The organism is Paenibacillus sp. J22P59 (genome assembly GCF_059383895.1).
In genome coordinates this window covers 90107-110065 of record NZ_JBXENX010000011.1, presented here as the reverse complement: position 1 = coordinate 110065, position 19959 = coordinate 90107, and the positions used below count along the sequence as shown (strand labels likewise).

The following is a 19959-nucleotide window of genomic DNA, read 5'->3' as shown; positions in this document are numbered from 1 at the left end:
ATTGTTACTATTATACTATATATTAGGACTATTGCATCATATAAAATTCACATAATAGCTAAATAGGATATATACGGGATGTAAATCCCATACTATTCGTATGCATGCTGTTCCCTCTTCTGAGAACACCTACAAAAAAAATGCCCTCTCAATAACGAGAGAGCACTTTTAACCTCTTAAGCGATTGAAAATAGGCTATATGCTATTTTATTTAATTCAGAAAATAAAAAATACCTTTTTATGCAACTGTTCAAAATCTATGCTTTCTCAACTAACCTACCCGTTACTTCAATAAAAAATCAGCAACACAGTTTGACAGAGCCAAAACAAACAAGATCCACCTTGCATTACACTTGGTAGATCTTGTTTTTCACTTCTCAGTGTTGCTCTTGAAATCCCCGTCTCAAATTATCTCTAACACGAGCGAACTTTAACTTTACATCATCAAGCCACTTGGGTGCATCTGCGACCTCGGAGCCTTCCAACGACCACAACAATTTCGAGAACCTATATAACTTCATTAGTCTTTGAAAATACGGAAACTGGTTAATATCCTCATTGCACAGCGGAATTACTGAACAGTAACCTTTTAGAAACGATTTCACTTGAGAGTTATCCAAGTTCATATCATCACCAAGAAAATCATCAAGTGCAGTTACAATGTCGTGAGCGTACCAACTATAAACAGCATCATCAAAATCAATAACACTGAACGCACGATTATTCTCTTCATAAAAAATGTTGTCCAGATGAAAATCATAATGGATTAATCCATAGTTGTTGGTTGAAATAGGAAACGATTGGAGCCGCTCAGTAAGTATACCAAGTTCCTCAATCGCTTCTTTTTCATCTGGGTAGGCTTGTAACATAGCATCAATCTTCCGTAGTATATCCTGCCAGTTCAATCTTTTCGTACTGAAAGTCTCGTACACCCTTGATAATTGATGCAAGTAAGCAAGTGATCTTCCCCAGTCCTCACATCGCACTTCGGTTATGTTTTCATCCAATGTAGTGCCTCTGGCTGAACTAAACACAACTGCAAAATACGCTCCTTCTGAGTTCTGTACTGTCTCAATATACTTACCATTTACTGAAAGAATAGGAGAAACACAAGGGTAATGTTTCGACTTCAAATATTCCATGAATTCAAGCTCAGCTTTAATTTGTTCGATTGAATTTTCTTGATCATAGCTGAAGCGCAAAAAATATTTCTCCTGCTTATTCTCGAAAGCATATACGAAATTTGAACTGGCACGCCAGTACTTTAATGAGCCATCGTCATGTTCCCAATTTTGAATAAGTCTTTTGGCAACGGCATCCGAAGCCATACCTTTAACCATGTTACATAACTTCATCATTTTGTTATTTTCCTCCCGTTATTTATGAGAGGACTGAACTCCGCTAAGAGGCAAGCCCTCTCATAGACACACAATTTTGATTATCCTTCCTTTTCAAAACAAGTCACCCCTTCCATCATTTTCAGCAATAAACAACTTACACCAATATGTTACCATAAAATGTAACAAGCTGTATGATTAAGAATCACTTTAAGCAATTCTTCCAGTGGGTGCATAGAAACTATAGGAAGCCAGATGAATATAACATCATGACAAACACTTTGATGGTGACATGCTCAAAATGAATATGACGATTACTTAGCTTCTTTAAACCAGGAAATAGACGAAATGATCAAACGAAAGTATGAACTCGACAAATCACTTCAAGTGAGTGACAATACATTAGCCTTTACAGAACTAAAAAAGAGCCTTGATGACTTTATGTCATTCAATGAACTCACTCCAGAATTACTTCACAAACTAATAGACCGAATTGAAATAAAAGCAGAAGGGTTCGAGAATCTTTTACAGATTCTCGAACCCTTCTGCTTATTCTTTACTTCTCACTATCAACGCACAGCATTCAACGTGTGTAGAGACGTGAAAGGGTTATAAACTTAAAATTGAATTTGGTTTTAGTTAGTTTTTTGTAAAATAAAATCAACAAATTGTTCATTGATCCATTGAAAACATTTTGCAAAAGGAACAACTGAATTGGGTAAACCTTTCTCTAATGAAGAAACTGAAGAAGTGTCTATAGCACATAAAGTAACTGGCATATGTTTATCAATTTTCCCGACCTCCATAACACCAAGATAATTTAGCAAAACAATAAAAGTTTACTTTTTGTGTAAAATATTCTAAAATATACTTAATAATGATGTTTGTTCTTCCTCATTATACATTTCTGGAGATGTAAGAATGTTTCAAAGAATAGTATTGTTCACATCCATTTTAACCATGTTGTCTATTTTTATGGTCACGAGTGTTGGAGTAGCGCAAACAAGCAATGAAGTTAGAGTTTATCATTATAATGGCAAGGAGTACCGCACAATTTCAGGAGTCTTTAGTGAAAATGAAACAAGTCAATCACAATCTCTCTATGGTAATCAAACTAAAATTATAGAAGATAGAACAAAAATCAGAGATTGGGTAATTAAAGAGTATCCAGAGTATTATGGCGGTGTGTATACTGAAGGTGAAACCAATGTAATATTAGTTACAAGCAATTCAAAAATTGAAGATCAAATCAAGAATATTAGCAGAGATTCTAACAATACAGTTATTAAACTTGTTAAATATAGTGAGAAAGATTTGATAACAGCAAAAGATAAGCTTGTGAAATTAATGCGCACTAAGAGTTATGATATTAGTGGTGTGGGAAAAAGTAATAAAGATAATAAGGTAAACATATATATATCTCAAGTAAGTTATGAGAAAAATAAAGAAAAAATATTAGCTGAATATAATGAAGATATGATTAACTGGGTAATTGGAGATTTTAAAACTGAGCTTAATGCATATAATATACGAGCAGGAGAAGAAATAAATCAACCGTATGATTATTTTTGCAGTGTAGCGTTTAATGCTACAGCTGGAACTAAAAAAGTTTCTGTTACAGCAGGTCATTGCAATACGGGTACTTGGTATGATTATGAAGATGGGACTGCTTCAATTGGTACTAAGCCTTTTGGTATTGGTGGTCATGGTGCAGGAAGTCCTTATGATGCAGGATATATCCAACTGGTATCTGGTGTTACTCCAACTTATTATTTGAATAATATTCCATTAACGCTTGGTACTATTGATTACAATGGATCGCGCAGAGAAGTTGGGGATTACGTTAAAGGGATCGCACGTTCAGGCAATTTCTCGACTTCTGTTCAAATAGTTGATGATTCATTTGCGGCTATGAATGGACCTGACGATGCTTTTCTTACTAACCCTATTGGGATGACATTTGGTGATAGTGGTGGGTTGATTTATTCAATGATTAATAACGGAGTAAAAGATTTTGCATGTGTAGAAGGGGTTTATAGTGGGAGACAGATAAATACTTCAAATGGACTCGCATATAGTGTCGTTTCCAAATTTGATTTAGTTTATGATGGTTTGGGATTGACTGGTGTTTATGTTGACCCTGCTTATTAAATAATTGAGATTTATACTTCATATCAATAGGAGGACTTCCTTGAAAAAATCAATTGTAGTGTTGATGTTAACAGTTGGTTTATTAGGATGCAGCAACAATTCCGAACAACAGGAAACTTACGAACCGCCACAAGGCGAATGGGATTATAATACAGGTTATATTGTAGAAAAAGAAGACCCTAACAAGGTTCTTGTTGTGAGATATTTGGATTCCAAGGGTGTGAAATCTAAGGAAGTTCTCGGTCTCCCGGAACAAGGAGCAATTTGGTTTACTGTAGAAGAACAGGATCAGTACGACCCACTTAAAGTCGGTGATAAGGTTAAAGTAGTCAATAATGGAGGCATACTAGATTCTTATCCAAGCCAAGCAATAGCAACAGATATTACGAAGATTGATTAATATGTCTTACAAAGGACTAAGTATCGTTCGAGTTAACACGTAGAGCGGATGCTTAGTCCTTAATTGTTTAGATATAAAGTAGTAACCGCCTCTACACCCATTAAAATGTTAGTATTCTTCTATGTATAACTACCTATCATCTGTATGAGGTAATCGTCTTTTCCACGTAAAAGCAAGACCCCAAGGGACAAAACTCCCCCGAACCACTAGTCCGAGGGAACATAATATACAATTCAATATTCACCTGAAATTAACCAAACCTATTGATATCAAGCGATATTGCCTTACCACGCTTTTATTCTCGCTTGATGAAACATATCATCATTTTCTTCGATGTAATCAAGGCATTAGGCAAGATTCCCTTCAATTAAGCTATGCCACTGCCCCGTATGACATTGCGAATCAACTCCATACTTATCTCCTTGTGCATCACAAAGTACAATACGAGCTATTGGAAACTCCACGTATTTTCACAAATTAGGGGATTCACGAACTTCATATCAGGAATAAATGCTTATTCTTCTATAACTCTGCTACCATGCTCGCAGTCAGCGCAGCTTCCTTGAAGGATAATGCCATACTTATTTAATTGTACCGAGAAATCTCTGATCGTTGTTACATCCGAGCATTTTCCGCACCAGACATTACTGATATATTTTTGACGTACATCCTCTGGTATTTTAATCCACTTGCTCATTGCTGCATAGGAAACAACACCCGAGGCATGATCAATGTCGTTTTCTTCCTCATCGGGATCTACCCATTGAAGATTCGAATATGAGCCTGTTAACGAGTCTTGTATTCCCCAGCTATCATATTCAAGTATCTGAGCAATAGCCTTCACACGGCCTTTATACTTCTCAAATAGATCGGGTGTTTTCTCTTTATTCAATATCTCAATTACCTCTTCATAAACATCAGTTACAAAGTCCCCCATATCTTCACCTATATCTGCATCCTCATAAATATACTGCACTGCTACTTCACAGAAGTAAACCATCAATTCAAAGGGCCTAATCGTACCCTTACCTATTGTCATCATTTCAGAAAGAACTTGTTCAACTATAGATGCCCTTAGCTTGGGGAATCCACGAGTTGGGTAAAATTCCTTGTAAATTCGCTCTTTGGATGCATCAATAATTTCGAGTAAGGCAGGTTCGCCTTCCAGTTTGACAGAAATATAGGTTTGAGCATCCTTATTGGCTTTGACTGTCTCGTACAAAAGCTCAATAAGCTCTTCTTTCGAGCATTCCTTTAGCTTGCGTTTGATTTTAGTAGGAGTCAACAATACAATCATCCTCACACATCGTTTCGACTTATGTTCAAAATACAATCTTTATGATTAACGGAAAGTATAAAACCTAAGCCAGATATTTTGCGAAAAGTGATAATGTACTCTTCCCATCTGAATTTTTTCATAAATACTAAAAATATAAAACTCTTCTTTATCCACATCAGATTCAGTAATAACTTGATTCTGTTTGTAAGTATACCCATTGTCCCAGCCGTTTGTTTGAGTGACGTTTCTTGAACGTAATCTTTCAATATTTCATTGCCTGTAAAGCTGGAATACTCGATATTAAACTTACATAGAGCTTGCCACAATCAGCACAGAAGAATTTATGATACAAAAACAGAAGAGAACCCTACGTTATGATAAATAACGTGGGGTTCTCTTCAACCTGCGAAGTTCTCATTGCGGAATTTTTTTTGAGCGAATTGACCATTCATCTTCACTTACCTCTTATTGCTTATATAGTAGTAGAGATGGAGTCTTCTGAACTATTATTATATGATCCGGGAAGTCATTCGCATTAATAGGTACAGAAACCACATAAAACGTATTGAAATCCTCTAGCTTATCTAATTCAATTTCAGCATCAATAACAACCACATTCCCCTTAGATAAAACGGTTTCGAATGAACTGACTTCCTCATTAGCTAGGGCTTTATGGTTAATATAAAACGTATTCCTATATCTTATTTCAGGATGACCAAAAAGCTTGAATGTAATTTTAAGTTTTCCACTTTTATTAATCTTAAAATTGTCTTGTTTTGTTTCACCGTTCACAGCTAAGTCACTAAACACACGCTTTTCCAATGCTTCTATATCAACTTTCTCCATCACACTATGTATCTTCAGCAAATCCTCCGTCACGAGTTCCATTGACTGGTGAACATTACTTAATCCCTCTTGTTGCGAAAGAGCTACAATATCCAGCATTTCTGTGTCTTGGTTAAAAATTAATTCCGTGCCCGTTTCCAACGCCGTTTGGTAACCTCCATAGGATGTCGTCTCTTTCATATCCGGAATAAAAGAAGGGTTATACACACTTATAATGCTAACATGAAGATTATCCCCTGATTTCCCTGTGATCGGAGTAAACAAGAATGCGAATGGTGTGTCTTGATCATCCTCCTTTAACTGTAACGTATGCAGATATTTATAGGGTTCTGTGGGTTTATTCAATTTGTAGGGCTGCGGTTTTCCATCAACAAAGATAAGAAAACCGACATTTTTGGCATCCCCCGAAGCTCGCACGGAATAATTAAGCGTTAACTCACCACCGTTGTACTGTAAAGGGAGCATTTTTCCTTTTTCATCAAGATTGGGATTATAAAAACCATGAAATAAACTGCCTTTAACAACTGTATTCTCTTCCGGTGTATTCTGAGTTTGAGTTGTTTTGCTAGGAGAAACCTCCGAATGCAAGCTATTCGCATTATTCGTAGAACAGCCGACAATCAATATTGTAAAAATCATAAAAGAGATTGTCCCTTTAAAGCCCCGTAGCTTTTTCATCTAAATACTCTCCTTGTTCTATAAATAAAAAAAGAAGATGCTTATACCAATGCAGATAAATACGAAAATATGCTTTATCTGCACGGTCTAAACATTCTTCTTTCTAACTATTAATCAATCTTAGATGCGTACATACGTATAAACCGCATATGCGCCATATGTGTTTCCACCTTGTACACTATGTGTTCCATTAACAGCATAGGAACCTGTCGGAAGACCAACATGAGAACCATAGAATGTTGATATTCCTCTTGAACTATTGGTTTGTGGTTTCGTAGCAATGGTTGAACCCGATGAATTTTGAACCGACGAAGAGTATGATAAGTATGCTTGATCATTATTTGAAGTTACATTTGTAATAAAAGATGCCGTGTAGGCTGTACTGGTTAACGTTCCTTTTAAAATTCCATATCCATTTGTCGATCTAGTCTGTACGTCTGCAAATGCTGACACTGAAAATAAAGATGCGCTCAACATCGCAACTGCACCAAGGGCAAATACTTTTTTACTGAATTTCATAATAATTCCTCCTCGATTTTTTTGATTTTTGAATGCCACCAGACTAAATTAGCCCAGTCAAACAACCATAGATAAAATACCACCTCCCTATTAATTGTCAGCTACGCTTATCTTTTTCAGAGCAAGATGATATAGCAACCTTGTGGGCTGATCTGCTACCTAAACGACTCCCACTAACAAAACATGACGATTTTTTTATATTTTATTTCTTGATCATTAACCAAAATTACGTTCTATTTGATACAATATGTATCAAAGGAGGTGGTTTCAAGTAATATGGAGGAATGGCTATCTTTTGTTCGATGTAATTTTTATTATCTAGATCGATCGGCACAAGAATTGATTTACCAGTCATTCCGAGAATTAATCTATAAAGATATTTACATTTTGTTTCAGAACCATGAACTAGCAGACGACGTTGTACAAGAAGCCTTCATAAAAGTAATTACCAAAGCATCTACATTACAACATCCAGTGAATTTAAAAGCATGGATCAAGAAGGTGTCTAGAAATACCGCTTACGACATGTTCAAGAAAGATAAAAGATATCGTTATTTTGCGGATCCAAATATCGTAAAATATCAATACCTTAATGGTTTTCCACCTACATACGAGTTAAATGTAGCTGAGTTAGTTGAAGAGCAGCTTCGTGATGGAATGTTACATGACTCCCTAAAGGATTTAAAAACAAAGTATCATTTTGTTTTGCTAATGTACTACATAGAGGGCAAATCGCATAAAGAAATCGCTCACCGACTTAATATTTCCGAACAAGCTTCTGCACAGTTATTAGTCAGGGCGCGTAAAAAACTATTACAAAACTTCTCTAAGAAATGGGTTGAGGATGACGTATAGAAAGAGGTATTAAGATATTTGTGCTATTTAAAATGGAACAGAAAAAACCTACGTTATGAAAATGACGTAGGGTTTTTCTTCAACTTGATAGGCGCTATACTCACTTATTATTTTCGCCAATACATCTCAACGATTAGTCGTTCTTGACTAACAGTACGCAACACTCCACATGAACCGTATGCGGGAACATGTAGGTGTTGTTTGGGTTCTGTGTTAGTTGGTTAAAACCCTTGATTTATAAGGGTTTTAACCATAGCATAGTGTTCGTTCTGTTTGAGTTTGATTGCTTGTTGACGATGTTCGTCAACAAGTCGTCAACAAGTTTGTATGGTTCTATACACAACAAAAATTCCTCATCCGGCTTTTTGTTCAAGTTGCGAATAGTGGGTACCTAAGTCCTGTATATCTATCAGATACCACAGGACTCATGCTACTTATCCTTGAATGCTGAGGACCGGAATTTAACCCGTATAGTGGCCATCCACCGCAGGATTTAGTTCTGAACCGTCCTTCGTGCCCCCTCTTCTACATCACGAAAAGCTAATGTATAATCCTTTAATCATGCGGCTTAAAGTCACTCTTTATGTTCTACGAGCTCTATGTTAAGGAAGATGCACGGAGCCATATTAGCAAAAATGTTAACATAAAAAAGAGCAGAAGTCGTGTGATTCTGCTCTTTCTTTGGACAGCCAAGCTTACAATTGATGCTTATCCAATAAAAATGTGCTTGGAAACACTTTTCCAGGCATATGCATCGTATGTGGGGAGCGACCTATTCCCGCGATATCGGTTATAGTCACTTCGGGCATAAGTTTTAAAATAAATACTTCATATCCCCCTTGAGGAACGCCCTTTCGTTCTTTATTTATACCGTAACCTCACCACTAAAAGGTTTGCCATCGGTGTTATATGTCACGTTGAAAACCATATCCGCTAGCCACTTCTTGAAGGACGGATTGTCGCCCCATTGTTTGAACATTTCCATATTATCAGCCATAATGCTAAAAATCACTCGTTGTAAGGCAGCGTCGCTCTCCATACGGGCGTTTTGCTTATCAGAATTCTTCATAGCGTTTCGGTACTTGGTATCCTTTGATACCATGCCCGGAATACGCTGTATCTGTGCCCGTACATTATCCGCGTCCTTCCAGTCGATGTTTCCGAACAGGTCGTTGAAAATTGACAATATGTTCGTAAGCATATCAAGTTCAGGTGGCTGCTTGCCACTGATTCCGCCAGTCGGAACAGGGGCAACTTGGGCATTATCATCTTCAAGCTGAATTGAAATCATAGAGCGGGCTTCCGCACGATAGCTATCGAGGTCGATTGATTCCAATATACCCGCCGACAAATCTTCCTCTTTCGGTGACGGAAGTTTCGGTAGCAATAAGTTTATGAAGATGGACAGCTTTTCCCATTCGGCATTACCGTAAGGCAGTATCGCACCGAGAAATCCATATGTTCGTACAAATCCTTTTGCAGAAGACTTAAATTCGACTTGTCCATCTTCATCAAGTTTTTTGTAATTGATGGCACAAGCGTCCAAAATCGGATCGAGTTTATCGCGCTCCGCATTACCGAGATAAAGGTCAATAAAACCGTCCACATGATTTTCTGTGTAGACTTGGTGTTTTTCCATTGTTAAGATCAAGTCATATAACTTGTTCGGGTCTGTTTCGCCTGATAGAATTGTTGTGCGATAATAGCGAGAGAATGCATCGCCAATATCTTCCGCTTCGTTAGCAAAATCTAAAACGAAAGTGTCAAACTTACCCTCTTTTGCGCGATTTAAACGGGAGAGGGTCTGTACCGCTTTAATGTCGGTCAAAATTTTGTCTACATACATTGTGTGCAGGAGTGGTTCGTCATAGCCGGTTTGGAACTTGTCCGCAACTATTAAAAAACGATAGGGTTCTTCAGCGAACACATCTTCAATATCCTTGCTGGGGAAGCCGTTAATTAGGCTCTCGTTCAGCGTATTGCCGCCGTATTCCTTGTCACCCGAAAAGGCGATGATGGCTTTATAGGGACTCTTTCGGGCTTCGAGGCAACTGCAAATGGCGTAATAATATTCAATTGCCCGCTCAATACTGCTCGTGACAACCATCGCCCGCGCCTTGCCGTCAATCTTGCGGCAGACGCTGTCGTGGAAATGTTCGACCATAATGCCAGCCTTAGTGGCAATAGCAAATCGGTCGCTTTCCACATAGGCCCGGAGTTTCTTCTGTGCCTTTTTCTTATCGTATTCGGGATTGTCGGTTACAGTCTTTACCAACTTGTAGAAGCTCTTTATCGGCGTATAGTATTTCAGCACGTCCAGAATAAATCCCTCTTGGATAGCCTGTTTCATCGAATAGTTGTGGAACGGAAAATGCTTAACCGTACCGTCTGATTGCGGAGCGGGAACGCCGAACATTTCAAGCGTCTTGTTTTTGGGTGTGGCGGTAAAGGCAAAATAGCTGGCGTTGGTCAGCATTTTGCGCCCTTCAACAAGTGAGTTTATTTTGTCCTCTGTGTCGGCTTCGGGGTCAAAATCGCCACCGAGGGCGACGTTCATGAATGCAGACATATTACCGCTTTGACTGCTATGCGCTTCGTCTATGATAATAGCGAATTTTCTGCCCTTATGCGCTGTGCCGATGTCGTCTAAAATAAACGGGAATTTGTGTACAGTCGTTATAATGATTTTCTTACCACCGGCGATTGCTTCCCTCAAATCTCCCGAATGCTCAGCCCACACCACGGTATTCGACACCTGCATAAACTGCCTGATAGTGTCACGGATTTGTTTATCGAGATTCACACGGTCTGTAACCACAATCACAGAATCCACCACCGCAACGCCGTTCACTTCAAGACCTACGAGCTGGTGAGCAAGCCACGCAATGGAGTTTGACTTACCGCTGCCCGCACTGTGCTGGATAAGGTATTTTTGCCCGACGCCATTGGCGTGAACATCGGCAAGCAAAGACCGAACAACACTGAGTTGATGGTATCGTGGAAAAATCTGCCTTTCGGTTTTCTTTTTTGTCTTTTTATTTTCATCAATCACCACTTGGGCGTAGTTTTCGATGATATTGGCGAGGCTGTATTTTGTAAGTATTTCTTTCCAGAGATAGTCGGTCATTATGCCGTTGGGGTTGGGCGGATTGCCCGCGCCGTCATTGTAGCCTTTATCAAACGGTAGAAACCACGACGCTTTCCCTGCGAGTTTCGTGCAAAACTTCACCCTTGCGTCATCCACGGCGAAATGCACCATACACCGTTTGAAACTAAACAGAAGTTCCTTTGGGTCGCGGTCGGTCTTATATTGATAAACGGCATCTTCCACGTCTTGCTTGGTTAGCTGGTTCTTCAACTCGCTGGTGATGACGGGCAGACCGTTTATAAATACGCAAAAATCTAAAGCGAGCCGAGTGTTATCCTTACTGTATTGCAATTGGCGGGTGACACTGAAAATATTCTCCTCGAACAGCATCTTTGCAGCCGAATTCTTTTCAGATGGCGTCATGTAGAACATAACAAGATTTGTGGGATAAATTTTCAGGCCGTTACGAAGAACGTCAATAACACCACGCTTGGCGATTTCCCCCTGCAATCGGCCAAGAAACTGACTATACTTATGTCTGCTTTGCTTAACCCCAAGCAATTCCAGTTGTTTGGGCTGCGTCTCCTCTAAAAAGCGAAATAGCCGCGTTTCGTCGATAGCGTATTCTTTGTTATAATCCTCGTTTATGCCTTGCTCGTAGCCGTTTTGAGCGATGAGCCAATCTACAATAAGGGTTTCAAGCCCGGATTCTTTACTATTCGTTGGCATATTCAAACCTCCATCGCCATTTGTGGCAGTTCGTAAACATTTTTTAGCAATTGGCTGACGAAGATTATCGTTCGCTCTGCTTCTACCTTTGTTGCCACGTCTATTTCGTGGATATAATAGTTCCCGAGTTTCCTTATTTTATCAACCCAAGTACGGTTGCTCCGCGATATATGTCCCTCGGATTCCAAAAAATTAACATACTCAATAAAGTTAAGTTTCGAAGCCGCGCCTTTATCTACTGCTATATGCATCATCAAAGAGCGGGCGACCATTATGACCGAATAGTAGCATTCGGTAGAAAAAGACTTCCTACATTCAACATACATCTTTTCAATCTTATCTGGCAGATGTTTTATATCTTCAAACGGCAGGAATAGAGACGGCGGAATTATGTTGCCGTCTTGTCCTATCGTTACGGGCATACAGCACTGCGAACACTTGAAAATGTGATACTTTATCGCACCGAGTTCAGTATCAACAATTCTTGTGTCGGCAGTTGTGCGGACAATAACGTTGCAGTACGGACAGCGAAAAGTTACTTCTTTTCGTTCTCGCTTGCTTGGCTTTTCCCACATCCATTCTTTTATTGCGAGCATCACTCATCACCCGCCTCTTCAAAGCTATCTTCCAAATCATCCTCCACAACCGCGGTTTCCTCTAAGTCATAATCGGGGATAACAACGCCGCGCACGTCGAGTTTGCCTGTGACCAAATCGGAGATGAGGCGAGTACGGTATTCGTGGAGGAGATCGATTTCGTTGTTGAGTGTGCTGGCAAGTTTCTCGATGCGTTCACTTTCACCATCAAGCAAAAGTAGGATTTTTCTCTGCTCGTCAAGTGTTGGAATTCGCATTGTAATTGTGTTAAAGTCCTCGGTATAAAGCCGCCAAAATCCCTCGACGACACCGCGAACCCTTATGCGCAGCTCGTATCTGCACACATCGCTTTTTAAGTAATACTCAGCATACTTAGGAAGGATTTTTGTCGTAATCGGCTGTAAAACAGTATAGTCTGGGCTGATAACGCCTTTTTGATAGGCAAGTGCAAAAACACCCAAATGTGCTTTGAGTCTATTAAGCACAATATCATTTTCACAACAGATTTTCCCACCTACGTAGGATTCAGACAGCATTCTCCGTTCGTCTAATAGTTCATCGCTTACCAAGCCATATTTTTGACTCATAGAAAGGTGGGTTTCGTTCCCATGCTCTGAACGTTCGTTTCGCTCTTTAAAAAGGTACTTCGCACGATAGTTATGCCAAGTATCGCTGCTTTTTGAAAGAATGTGATTTATGAATGTTCGCTTCTGCTCCTGCAACAACGCACTCTGCTTCTTTTTTGCATTTATTAGCTTGTTAATCTGCGACATCTTCCAGTCGAGATAACGCACGATTTGGTCTTGCTCGGCGCGGGGTGGTCGGGGGAAATGCGTCTGCATAAAAGTGTTTATGCCAATGACTTTCCGCAATCCAGTGTATAGCGGACGCATTGCTTTCACGTCGTCAAGCGATAGATAATAATATTCAAAAAAACGTGGATTTACACCGTTGAGAGTGAAAACATCGTAAGCACCCGTTATCATGCCTTGATGCTTTGCCAATCCGACCGTTCGTGGCGTTTCGTCTATATCAAACAAACAAAAGATTATTTGCCCATTTTCTACCGTTTTGTATGTCCCAAAATCGCTAGGGAATTTACCTTTCATCTGCGTTAAGTCGCGAATGATAACGCCACCCTTTGTCAACGACAGGAGCGTAAATTTTGATGACTCACCGCCAACTGTTATTTTTGATTCCTTCAGAACTACCTTATTACGTATCATATCCCAATGGGCTGGCACAGAAGAAAGCCATGGCAATGTTATGGGTTTATAAGTAGAATAAGAACTCATTCCAGCACCTCTCCCAGTAGCCCATGGGTCTCTGCTTCCAACGCCCGAATATCTGCTACAATTTCCGAGAGTTCGCGGAGTTGCACCGGCTTATAAAAATGCTTGGTGAAACTGATTTCATAACCGATTTGGTTCTTGTTTGCATCAACCCAAGCATCGGGTGAGTAAGGTAAAACTTCTTTTTTAATGAAAGCATCAATACCGCCTTTGTAGTCGAGCGGAATCTGTTCAGTATCGGTCAGGTCTTTGTTCGGCACGAGTTTACCTTTTTTATCGTGGAGTGGCTTGCCGTCCTCCCCCAACTGCGGACGCAAAACGGTAACCTTCCAATAGCCAAACGCGCTGTTGTCAAAAATCTTGCTGTATTCGTTCTCCTCAAAATCAAGGAACAATTGCAGAATCTGCTCACGCAACGCCTTTGTTAGCTCGCAGTTCTTTTGCCCGAGATTCTTGCGAAGCGGAGATTTAAGCTCGGTAGCATCAATCAACTGTATTTTGCCCCTGCGCCGCGCGTCTTTGCGGTTGGAGAGCACCCAAATAAACGTTCCTATGCCCGTGTTGTAAAACATATTGTTCGGCAAGGCAATAATCGCTTCTACCAAGTCCCGCTCAATCATATAGCGACGAGCATTGCTTTCTCCTTGCCCTGCATCACCCGTAAATAATGAAGAACCGTTATGAACCTCGGCAATGCGCGAACCCATTTCGGTGGTTTCTTTCATCTTGGCCACGTTATTAAGCAAAAATAAAAGCTGACCATCGCTTACGCGCGGAATCATCGAGAATTCGGGATTGTCATCGAAAGATGTAACAAAGCGGGGGTCCTGAATACCTTTCTTGCCGCCGAGCCTATCCGCATCAGTTTTCCATGATTTTCCATATGGGGGATTGGAAAGCATAAAATCAAACTGTCTGGAGGGAAAGCCTTCGCTCGACAGTGTAGAACCGAACGCGATATTGTCCGCTTCCGCACCCTCTCCTTTTAACAGCATATCCGCCTTGGTGATGGCATAGGTTTCGGGGTTGATTTCTTGACCGAACAAATGAATAGACACCGTGAGGTTATTCTTTTCAGCAAGAGAAAGCAGGCGGTCTTGGCTCACAGTGAGCATACCGCCGGTGCCGCTCGCGCCGTCATACACGGAATATGTAGAGTCCTTTATTTGGTTGGCAACAGGTAAAAAAATAAGGTCAGCCATCAACTCTACAACGTCCCGGGGAGTGAAGTGTTCCCCAGCTTCCTCGTTGTTTTCCTCATTGAAGCGGCGAATAAGTTCCTCGAAAATGACTCCCATCGAGTGGTTGTCCAGCGCGGGTATGCGAACACCGCCTGTATCATCCAACACAGGGAGTGGGCTGAGATTAACGCTTGGAGACACGAATTTCTCAATTACTGCACCGAGAATGTCCGCGTCAATCATCGTGTCTATCTGGTTGCGGAATTTGAACTTTTCGAGAATTTCTTGCACGTTTGGCGAAAAGCCGTCTAAATAGGCGATAAAGTCAGTTTTTAATTTCTGCTGGCTTGCACGGCTCGTCAAGTCACGTAGACGAAATTCCGATGAGTTGCAAAAAGACTGTCCGGCGGCATTGCACAATGCTTCGTTCTGATTGGTCACGCCCGCCGCGTCCAGCATCTTTTTCATATCAAGAACAGCTTCTTTGGTATCTTCAAGCACGGCATCCAAGCGACGGATGACCGTCATGGGTAAAATAACATCGCGGTATTTGCCGCGTACATATACATCTCGCAGGCAGTCATCTGCAATGCCCCATATGAAACTGACTATTTGGTTGTGGGTTTTGTTATCCATCGTTTGTTCTCCTCCGAAGCATCTATGGTAATTTATTTCTGCCGCTTGTCCTGAACGTATCCCTGAGCCCACTTCACACTTCAACTTGCACTTCGGAAACCAACGTTGACTGTTCGCTTAAGGATCAACGGCGCTCTTTTTACCCGTTTCCATGTATTTGTGATACCGCCGCTGGGCCACTGTCGTCGCCGTTATTATCGTTTTTTGTGTCTTCCGCGGCGATAATCTCGTTCAGCTCAGCAAGTATTTATTATAGCATGTATGGGATTTTTGCTGATCGTTACTAAGGTCTCTCGGTCGGAAAGCTGCATTCTCTCTTGAATGATGAGCGCGCAAAGTCCCATCCGCAAACTGAACGTTTGCTGACCTCGGAATGTATTTCTTCGCGACCGCTGCCCACGGCTCCAGCTGCACCAACTGAACCTTGCGATTTTCTTCATCCAGCTTTCCACGGAATGGTAGGAAGAAGTCACCTGGCAGAATCAATTGATTTTCCAGTTGCTAGGTTGGTTTGAACACACGTCCGCTCCATCTACAAAGGTTTTATGTTATTTCAGAAGATTCCTTTACATATGATTAATTCGACAAAAAGAGCCAATACCCTTGTTTATTTTTAATTTTCAACCACTTCCAGTCGTTCGGCAAGCCCTATGTATGACCTTTAATCATGGGTAAACATGTGAATTAAAATACATCACTATAAACAATTAGGTAGTTCAACTCCAAAAGTTCTGCAAGTCCTTATTATTTTTTCTTATAAGGATTACACCAATACTTCCGTTCATATATCACCAATTGTCGTTCTTATTCGTTTTCATAATTTAGAAACTCTTCATCCAATTCTTTACGTGTAAATACCCATGATCCCCAGAATCCTTACTAGAGTTACATATGAACCAAGCTATGATATACTACGTATCCGCATTTGCTTCTAAATACTGCCGTGCTTCAACCTTTCCCTGTGGAAATAGTATTACTGCCTTACCAAGAAGATCTGCAGGCTTTTGTCGATATGCAAATTGTAGGAGTAAAAGAGACTTGATTGCGTAAAAATATTAATGAAATTTCTGAAGTTCTTGGTACCTCAACAAACTATATCTATGTAATGGTCCGTGAGAAACAATTAACACATTCTCAGAGTAAGAAGAAGATCTTACTCTATCAGCCATTCTGAAAGTTCATCATAGCCCTCCAAACTACCTAAGCATCGCAAGTAGTCATGCCCTCCATCAAACCTACTCTACCACAAGTTCGTCATATGACTTCTCTTTAAAACTAATGCTTCCTCGCCACTGTGAATGGCTAAGTCTGTTCCGCAGGGAAAATGTCAATACTACCAATTAACAACTTTAACTAGGGTGGTAATGACGATGTGGACGCCAATTAGTAACAAAGATAACATGATTGCAGATATGTTTAGAATCGCGTTAGAACTCGAAGAGCCATGGAAACTAACCCATATTGAATATGATGACAAGGACGAAGCGTGGCACTTATTCCTGGACTTTGAACGTGGAGCCCTCTTTGTATGCCCCTCGTGCGGTGCTTCATGCAAAGCGTATGATGCGGAAAAGAAAGACTGGCGTCATCTGGATTTTTGGAACTGGAAGACGTACATTCATGCTCGTGTGCCAAGAACCGACTGCACGAGCTGTAAGAAAGTAACCCTTGTACCTGTGAAATGGTCACGCCCCAAATCACATTTCACGCTCCAATTCGATGCATGGGCGATGCGGCTTATGGCTGAAATGCCAGTCAATGCTGCGGCTCGGGAACTACGCGAGCACGACACACGCATGTGGCGAATTTTCCATCACTATGTGAATCAAGCAATGGAACAAGTGGATTTGACTGCAGTGAAACGAATTGCCGTAGACGAAACGTCATCACGGCGCGGCCATCGCTACATTACGCTATTTGTCGACGTGGATACGAAGATCGTCTTGTTTGCAACGGAAGGTAAAAGCAAAGAAACTTTGGCCAAATTCAAATACCATCTAGAGAAAAGTGGCGTAGATACTGCGCAAATTCAAGAAATATGCAGTGACATGTCCCCGGCCTTTATTCGAGGCATTCAGGACCAATTTCCGAAAGCCGAGATTACCTTTGATAAATTCCACGTCATGAAGCTAGTCAATGAGGCGGTGGATGAGGTACGCAGAGAAGAGCAAAAGCAAGCACCTGAGCTCAAGCGAACCAAGTATCTGTGGTTGAAAAATGAAGTGAATTTAAAGCACGAACAGAAGGAAGAGCTGGACCACCATCTCAAAGACAGCCATTTGAAAACAGGTAGAGCATACCGGTTAAAACTGGCTTTGCAAGACCTCTGGGGCAAACCACATCTCTTAGCAGATGTTTATTTACGGGAGTGGATGAGCTGGGCCAGACGCTCGCAGTTAGAACCCATGGTGGAATTAGCAAAGACGATTAAACGCCACGAAGAAGGTATTCTTCGCTGGTTCCACAGTAAAATGACCAATGGATTGCTGGAAGGAATAAACGGCCTCGTCCAGGCATCGAAGAGAAAAGCACGCGGCTACCGCAACGTTGGAAACTTAATTGCAATGGTCTACATGACAGCAAACAAATTACGGCTTCCAACGCTCGCAGCACGTCGAGCATAGGGTTTTACCCTTTCCCCTTTTATACCAGATCCTAAGGAATCTCTTAGAAATTAACGAAACTATGTCTCTATTTAGACTGGGAATACCCATCCAGTAGAGCGAACAATAGGTCATTTTCTATGAAAATAAAAGAGATTCCTTGAAGTAGCTTAGTCTACTTCAAGGAATCTCTTTTGCCCGTTACGGACTTACTCTCTACGAATCTACAAATGCTCATTACGAGCTTGAATAATTTCCATATTAGTCCATTAAGTTGAAATCGTCAATGAGCACTCTTCTTGATATAACTTTACCTTGTTTTTCTCTTCTTCAATGGAACAATAGAATTAAACTTATTTGCAGCTTCACGATCGGCCGACTGAAGAGCATGGCCATATACATTCATTGTCGTAGTGATGCTGGCATGCCCTAGCCTCTCTGAAATGATTTTCGCATGGACGCCTTGATTTATTAATAATGTCGCGGAAGTATGTCTCAAATCATGAAACCGGATGTAGCGGAGATTATTCTTCTTCAAAAAGTTACGAAACCACAGATAAGGCGTCTCCGGGTAATATGCATTGCCTTCTGAATTTGAGAATACAAAGAAATGATCTCCTCCCTTCCAAGCATCACCTAACGTTAATCTCTTTTTGCGAGAGTATAAGTGATATTCTTTCAAATTCTCAATAATCGAGTCCGGTAGAGATATTTTTCTTTTAGACTTTTTGGTCTTTGGTTCAGTTATGATTCTTTCTCCGTTCTCTGATAGTGAGATACTTTGCTTAACTTCAATAATTCCAGTGTCTAAATTAATGTGTTTCCATTCCAGCCCAACCAGCTCCCCTCGTCGAAGAGCAGTTGTTATAGCTAGCAAAATTAAAATTTGCCAATGGAATGGTTCCTTTTCTAGAGCATCGAATAATATACTAATTTCATTTTCATCGTACACATCAATTTCTTTTTGTGTCACTTTAGGCTTTTTAACATCCGAGACAGGGTTGTTTTTGATAATGCGCCATTCAGTAGCCCTTGAGAAAATATTCTTGAGTATGCGATAAAGATACTCTAATGTTCCGGAAGCAAGTGGACCTTCTTTGCCATCCTGCCGTTGTTCGCTTGAAAGAAAGTTAACAATATGAATCGGCATTATTTTGTCTAAACGAATATGGCCGAACGCTGGCAGAATGCGATTTTTTAAGAACCTGTCATAAATATCAAGTGTTTTTACACCAAGCTCTTTTCGAGCGTGCTTCTCACGCCATTCATCTACAAACGCTGAAAAAAGCATTTTTTCAGGTGCGATATACTCGCCCGCCTCAACTTCCGTCTCAAACTCAGCTAGAATCTTGCGCGCTTCGCGAATACCTTTAGCCTTTACGGTCTTTGTATAACGATTTCTTGTTCCATCAGCTTTGTTACCAGCCTCTACTACTAATAACCATGAGTTATCTCCTCGCCTTTGAACACTTGCCATTTAGAGATACCGTCCCTTCGATATATGTTAATTGGAATAGGTTACATTCAGAGACTCTTGCTGCTTGAACCATGCCTCTAAGGTGTCACGACGGAAAAGAATTTTCGAGCCAATCTTTGCATGAGGAATGCGCCCCGCTCTAACCTCTGCGTAGAGCTTGTCCTTCGAAATTGCTTTTTCGAATACCTCATCCCATGCTTCAGCAAATGTTAGTACATTACGTCGACTATTTTGTGATACCTGGATATGCTCTAATTGAGTGACGGTATTCATGCACGATGCCTCCTATATA

General features: G+C 40.6%; 14 protein-coding genes and 1 pseudogene. 4 read left to right on the top strand and 11 right to left on the bottom strand.

What is annotated here, in order from left to right; genetic code table 11:
* Positions 1–377: 377 nt before the first annotated feature.
* On the bottom strand, positions 378–1358 hold the full coding sequence (locus AC50YO_RS19145; protein WP_494849734.1) for a phosphotransferase enzyme family protein: 981 nt from the start codon (positions 1356–1358) through the stop codon (positions 378–380).
* A 900-nt stretch (positions 1359–2258) separates the two neighbouring features.
* Here AC50YO_RS19145 and AC50YO_RS19140 point away from each other — a divergent pair.
* Both AC50YO_RS19140 and AC50YO_RS19135 read left to right on the top strand, forming a co-directional pair.
* On the top strand, positions 2259–3488 hold the full coding sequence (locus tag AC50YO_RS19140) for a chymotrypsin family serine protease (RefSeq protein ID WP_494849732.1): 1230 nt from the start codon (positions 2259–2261) through the stop codon (positions 3486–3488).
* A gap of 40 nt (positions 3489–3528) precedes the next feature.
* Positions 3529–3888, top strand: a complete 360-nt coding sequence (locus AC50YO_RS19135) for a DUF3221 domain-containing protein (RefSeq protein ID WP_494849731.1) — start codon at positions 3529–3531, stop codon at positions 3886–3888.
* Positions 3889–4402: 514 nt separating this feature from the next.
* Here AC50YO_RS19135 and AC50YO_RS19130 read toward each other — a convergent pair.
* The 3 genes from AC50YO_RS19130 to AC50YO_RS19120 form a co-directional block, all read right to left on the bottom strand.
* Positions 4403–5185 (bottom strand): DUF6155 family protein, encoded by a 783-nt coding sequence (locus tag AC50YO_RS19130; RefSeq protein WP_494849730.1) that lies wholly within the window; start codon positions 5183–5185, stop codon positions 4403–4405.
* A gap of 447 nt (positions 5186–5632) precedes the next feature.
* Positions 5633–6691 (bottom strand): beta-glucanase/beta-glucan synthetase, encoded by a 1059-nt coding sequence (locus tag AC50YO_RS19125; protein WP_494849729.1) that lies wholly within the window; start codon positions 6689–6691, stop codon positions 5633–5635.
* Positions 6692–6811: 120 nt separating this feature from the next.
* Entirely contained in the window at positions 6812–7210 is a 399-nt protein-coding gene (locus AC50YO_RS19120) for a hypothetical protein (RefSeq protein WP_494849728.1), read from the bottom strand.
* Between the two features lie 276 nt (positions 7211–7486).
* On the opposite strand from AC50YO_RS19120, the gene AC50YO_RS19115 reads away from it, so the two are divergent.
* On the top strand, positions 7487–8065 hold the full coding sequence (locus tag AC50YO_RS19115; RefSeq protein ID WP_494849726.1) for an RNA polymerase sigma factor: 579 nt from the start codon (positions 7487–7489) through the stop codon (positions 8063–8065).
* An 865-nt stretch (positions 8066–8930) separates the two neighbouring features.
* Here AC50YO_RS19115 and AC50YO_RS19110 read toward each other — a convergent pair.
* The 5 genes and pseudogenes from AC50YO_RS19110 to AC50YO_RS19090 all read right to left on the bottom strand — a co-directional run.
* Positions 8931–11882: a type I restriction endonuclease subunit R gene (locus AC50YO_RS19110; protein WP_494849725.1), complete on the bottom strand. Its 2952-nt coding sequence runs from the start codon at positions 11880–11882 to the stop codon at positions 8931–8933.
* Between the two features lie 2 nt (positions 11883–11884).
* Positions 11885–12478, bottom strand: a complete 594-nt coding sequence (locus tag AC50YO_RS19105) for a DUF4145 domain-containing protein (protein WP_494849851.1) — start codon at positions 12476–12478, stop codon at positions 11885–11887.
* Complete coding sequence (locus tag AC50YO_RS19100) at positions 12478–13773, bottom strand: restriction endonuclease subunit S (RefSeq protein WP_494849724.1); 1296 nt, start codon at positions 13771–13773, stop codon at positions 12478–12480. The genes AC50YO_RS19105 and AC50YO_RS19100 overlap by 1 nt, the downstream gene beginning before the upstream one ends.
* A complete protein-coding gene (locus AC50YO_RS19095) occupies positions 13770–15587 on the bottom strand; it encodes a type I restriction-modification system subunit M (protein ID WP_494849723.1) in 1818 nt (605 codons plus the stop codon). The genes AC50YO_RS19100 and AC50YO_RS19095 overlap by 4 nt, the downstream gene beginning before the upstream one ends.
* A gap of 266 nt (positions 15588–15853) precedes the next feature.
* A pseudogene (locus tag AC50YO_RS19090) lies at positions 15854–16085 on the bottom strand (IS5/IS1182 family transposase); the annotation flags it as partial.
* Positions 16086–16957: 872 nt separating this feature from the next.
* Between AC50YO_RS19090 and AC50YO_RS19085 the strand changes: the two are divergent.
* On the top strand, positions 16958–18211 hold the full coding sequence (locus AC50YO_RS19085) for an ISL3 family transposase (RefSeq protein ID WP_494849722.1): 1254 nt from the start codon (positions 16958–16960) through the stop codon (positions 18209–18211).
* A gap of 289 nt (positions 18212–18500) precedes the next feature.
* On the opposite strand, the gene AC50YO_RS19080 is transcribed toward AC50YO_RS19085, so the two are convergent.
* Both AC50YO_RS19080 and AC50YO_RS19075 read right to left on the bottom strand, forming a co-directional pair.
* Positions 18501–19667 (bottom strand): site-specific integrase, encoded by a 1167-nt coding sequence (locus AC50YO_RS19080; RefSeq protein ID WP_494849721.1) that lies wholly within the window; start codon positions 19665–19667, stop codon positions 18501–18503.
* A gap of 27 nt (positions 19668–19694) precedes the next feature.
* The gene (locus AC50YO_RS19075) at positions 19695–19940 is read right to left on the bottom strand and encodes a helix-turn-helix domain-containing protein (protein ID WP_494849720.1); all 246 of its coding nucleotides are present in this window, start codon (positions 19938–19940) and stop codon (positions 19695–19697) included.
* Positions 19941–19959: the final 19 nt, after the last annotated feature.

Excerpts from the sequence above, each read along its gene's own strand:
- AC50YO_RS19130 (WP_494849730.1), bottom strand. The coding sequence starts at position 5,185 with ATGATTGTATTGTTGACTCCTACTAAAATCAAACGCAAGCTAAAGGAA.
- AC50YO_RS19120 (WP_494849728.1), bottom strand. The coding sequence starts at position 7,210 with ATGAAATTCAGTAAAAAAGTATTTGCCCTTGGTGCAGTTGCGATGTTG.
- AC50YO_RS19100 (WP_494849724.1), bottom strand. The coding sequence starts at position 13,773 with ATGAGTTCTTATTCTACTTATAAACCCATAACATTGCCATGGCTTTCT.
- AC50YO_RS19110 (WP_494849725.1), bottom strand. The coding sequence starts at position 11,882 with ATGCCAACGAATAGTAAAGAATCCGGGCTTGAAACCCTTATTGTAGAT.
- AC50YO_RS19085 (WP_494849722.1), top strand. The coding sequence starts at position 16,958 with ATGTGGACGCCAATTAGTAACAAAGATAACATGATTGCAGATATGTTT.
- AC50YO_RS19125 (WP_494849729.1), bottom strand. The coding sequence starts at position 6,691 with ATGAAAAAGCTACGGGGCTTTAAAGGGACAATCTCTTTTATGATTTTT.
- AC50YO_RS19105 (WP_494849851.1), bottom strand. The coding sequence starts at position 12,478 with ATGCTCGCAATAAAAGAATGGATGTGGGAAAAGCCAAGCAAGCGAGAA.
- AC50YO_RS19075 (WP_494849720.1), bottom strand. The coding sequence starts at position 19,940 with ATGAATACCGTCACTCAATTAGAGCATATCCAGGTATCACAAAATAGT.
- AC50YO_RS19140 (WP_494849732.1), top strand. The coding sequence starts at position 2,259 with ATGTTTCAAAGAATAGTATTGTTCACATCCATTTTAACCATGTTGTCT.
- AC50YO_RS19080 (WP_494849721.1), bottom strand. The coding sequence starts at position 19,667 with ATGGCAAGTGTTCAAAGGCGAGGAGATAACTCATGGTTATTAGTAGTA.
- AC50YO_RS19095 (WP_494849723.1), bottom strand. The coding sequence starts at position 15,587 with ATGGATAACAAAACCCACAACCAAATAGTCAGTTTCATATGGGGCATT.
- AC50YO_RS19145 (WP_494849734.1), bottom strand. The coding sequence starts at position 1,358 with ATGATGAAGTTATGTAACATGGTTAAAGGTATGGCTTCGGATGCCGTT.
- AC50YO_RS19115 (WP_494849726.1), top strand. The coding sequence starts at position 7,487 with ATGGAGGAATGGCTATCTTTTGTTCGATGTAATTTTTATTATCTAGAT.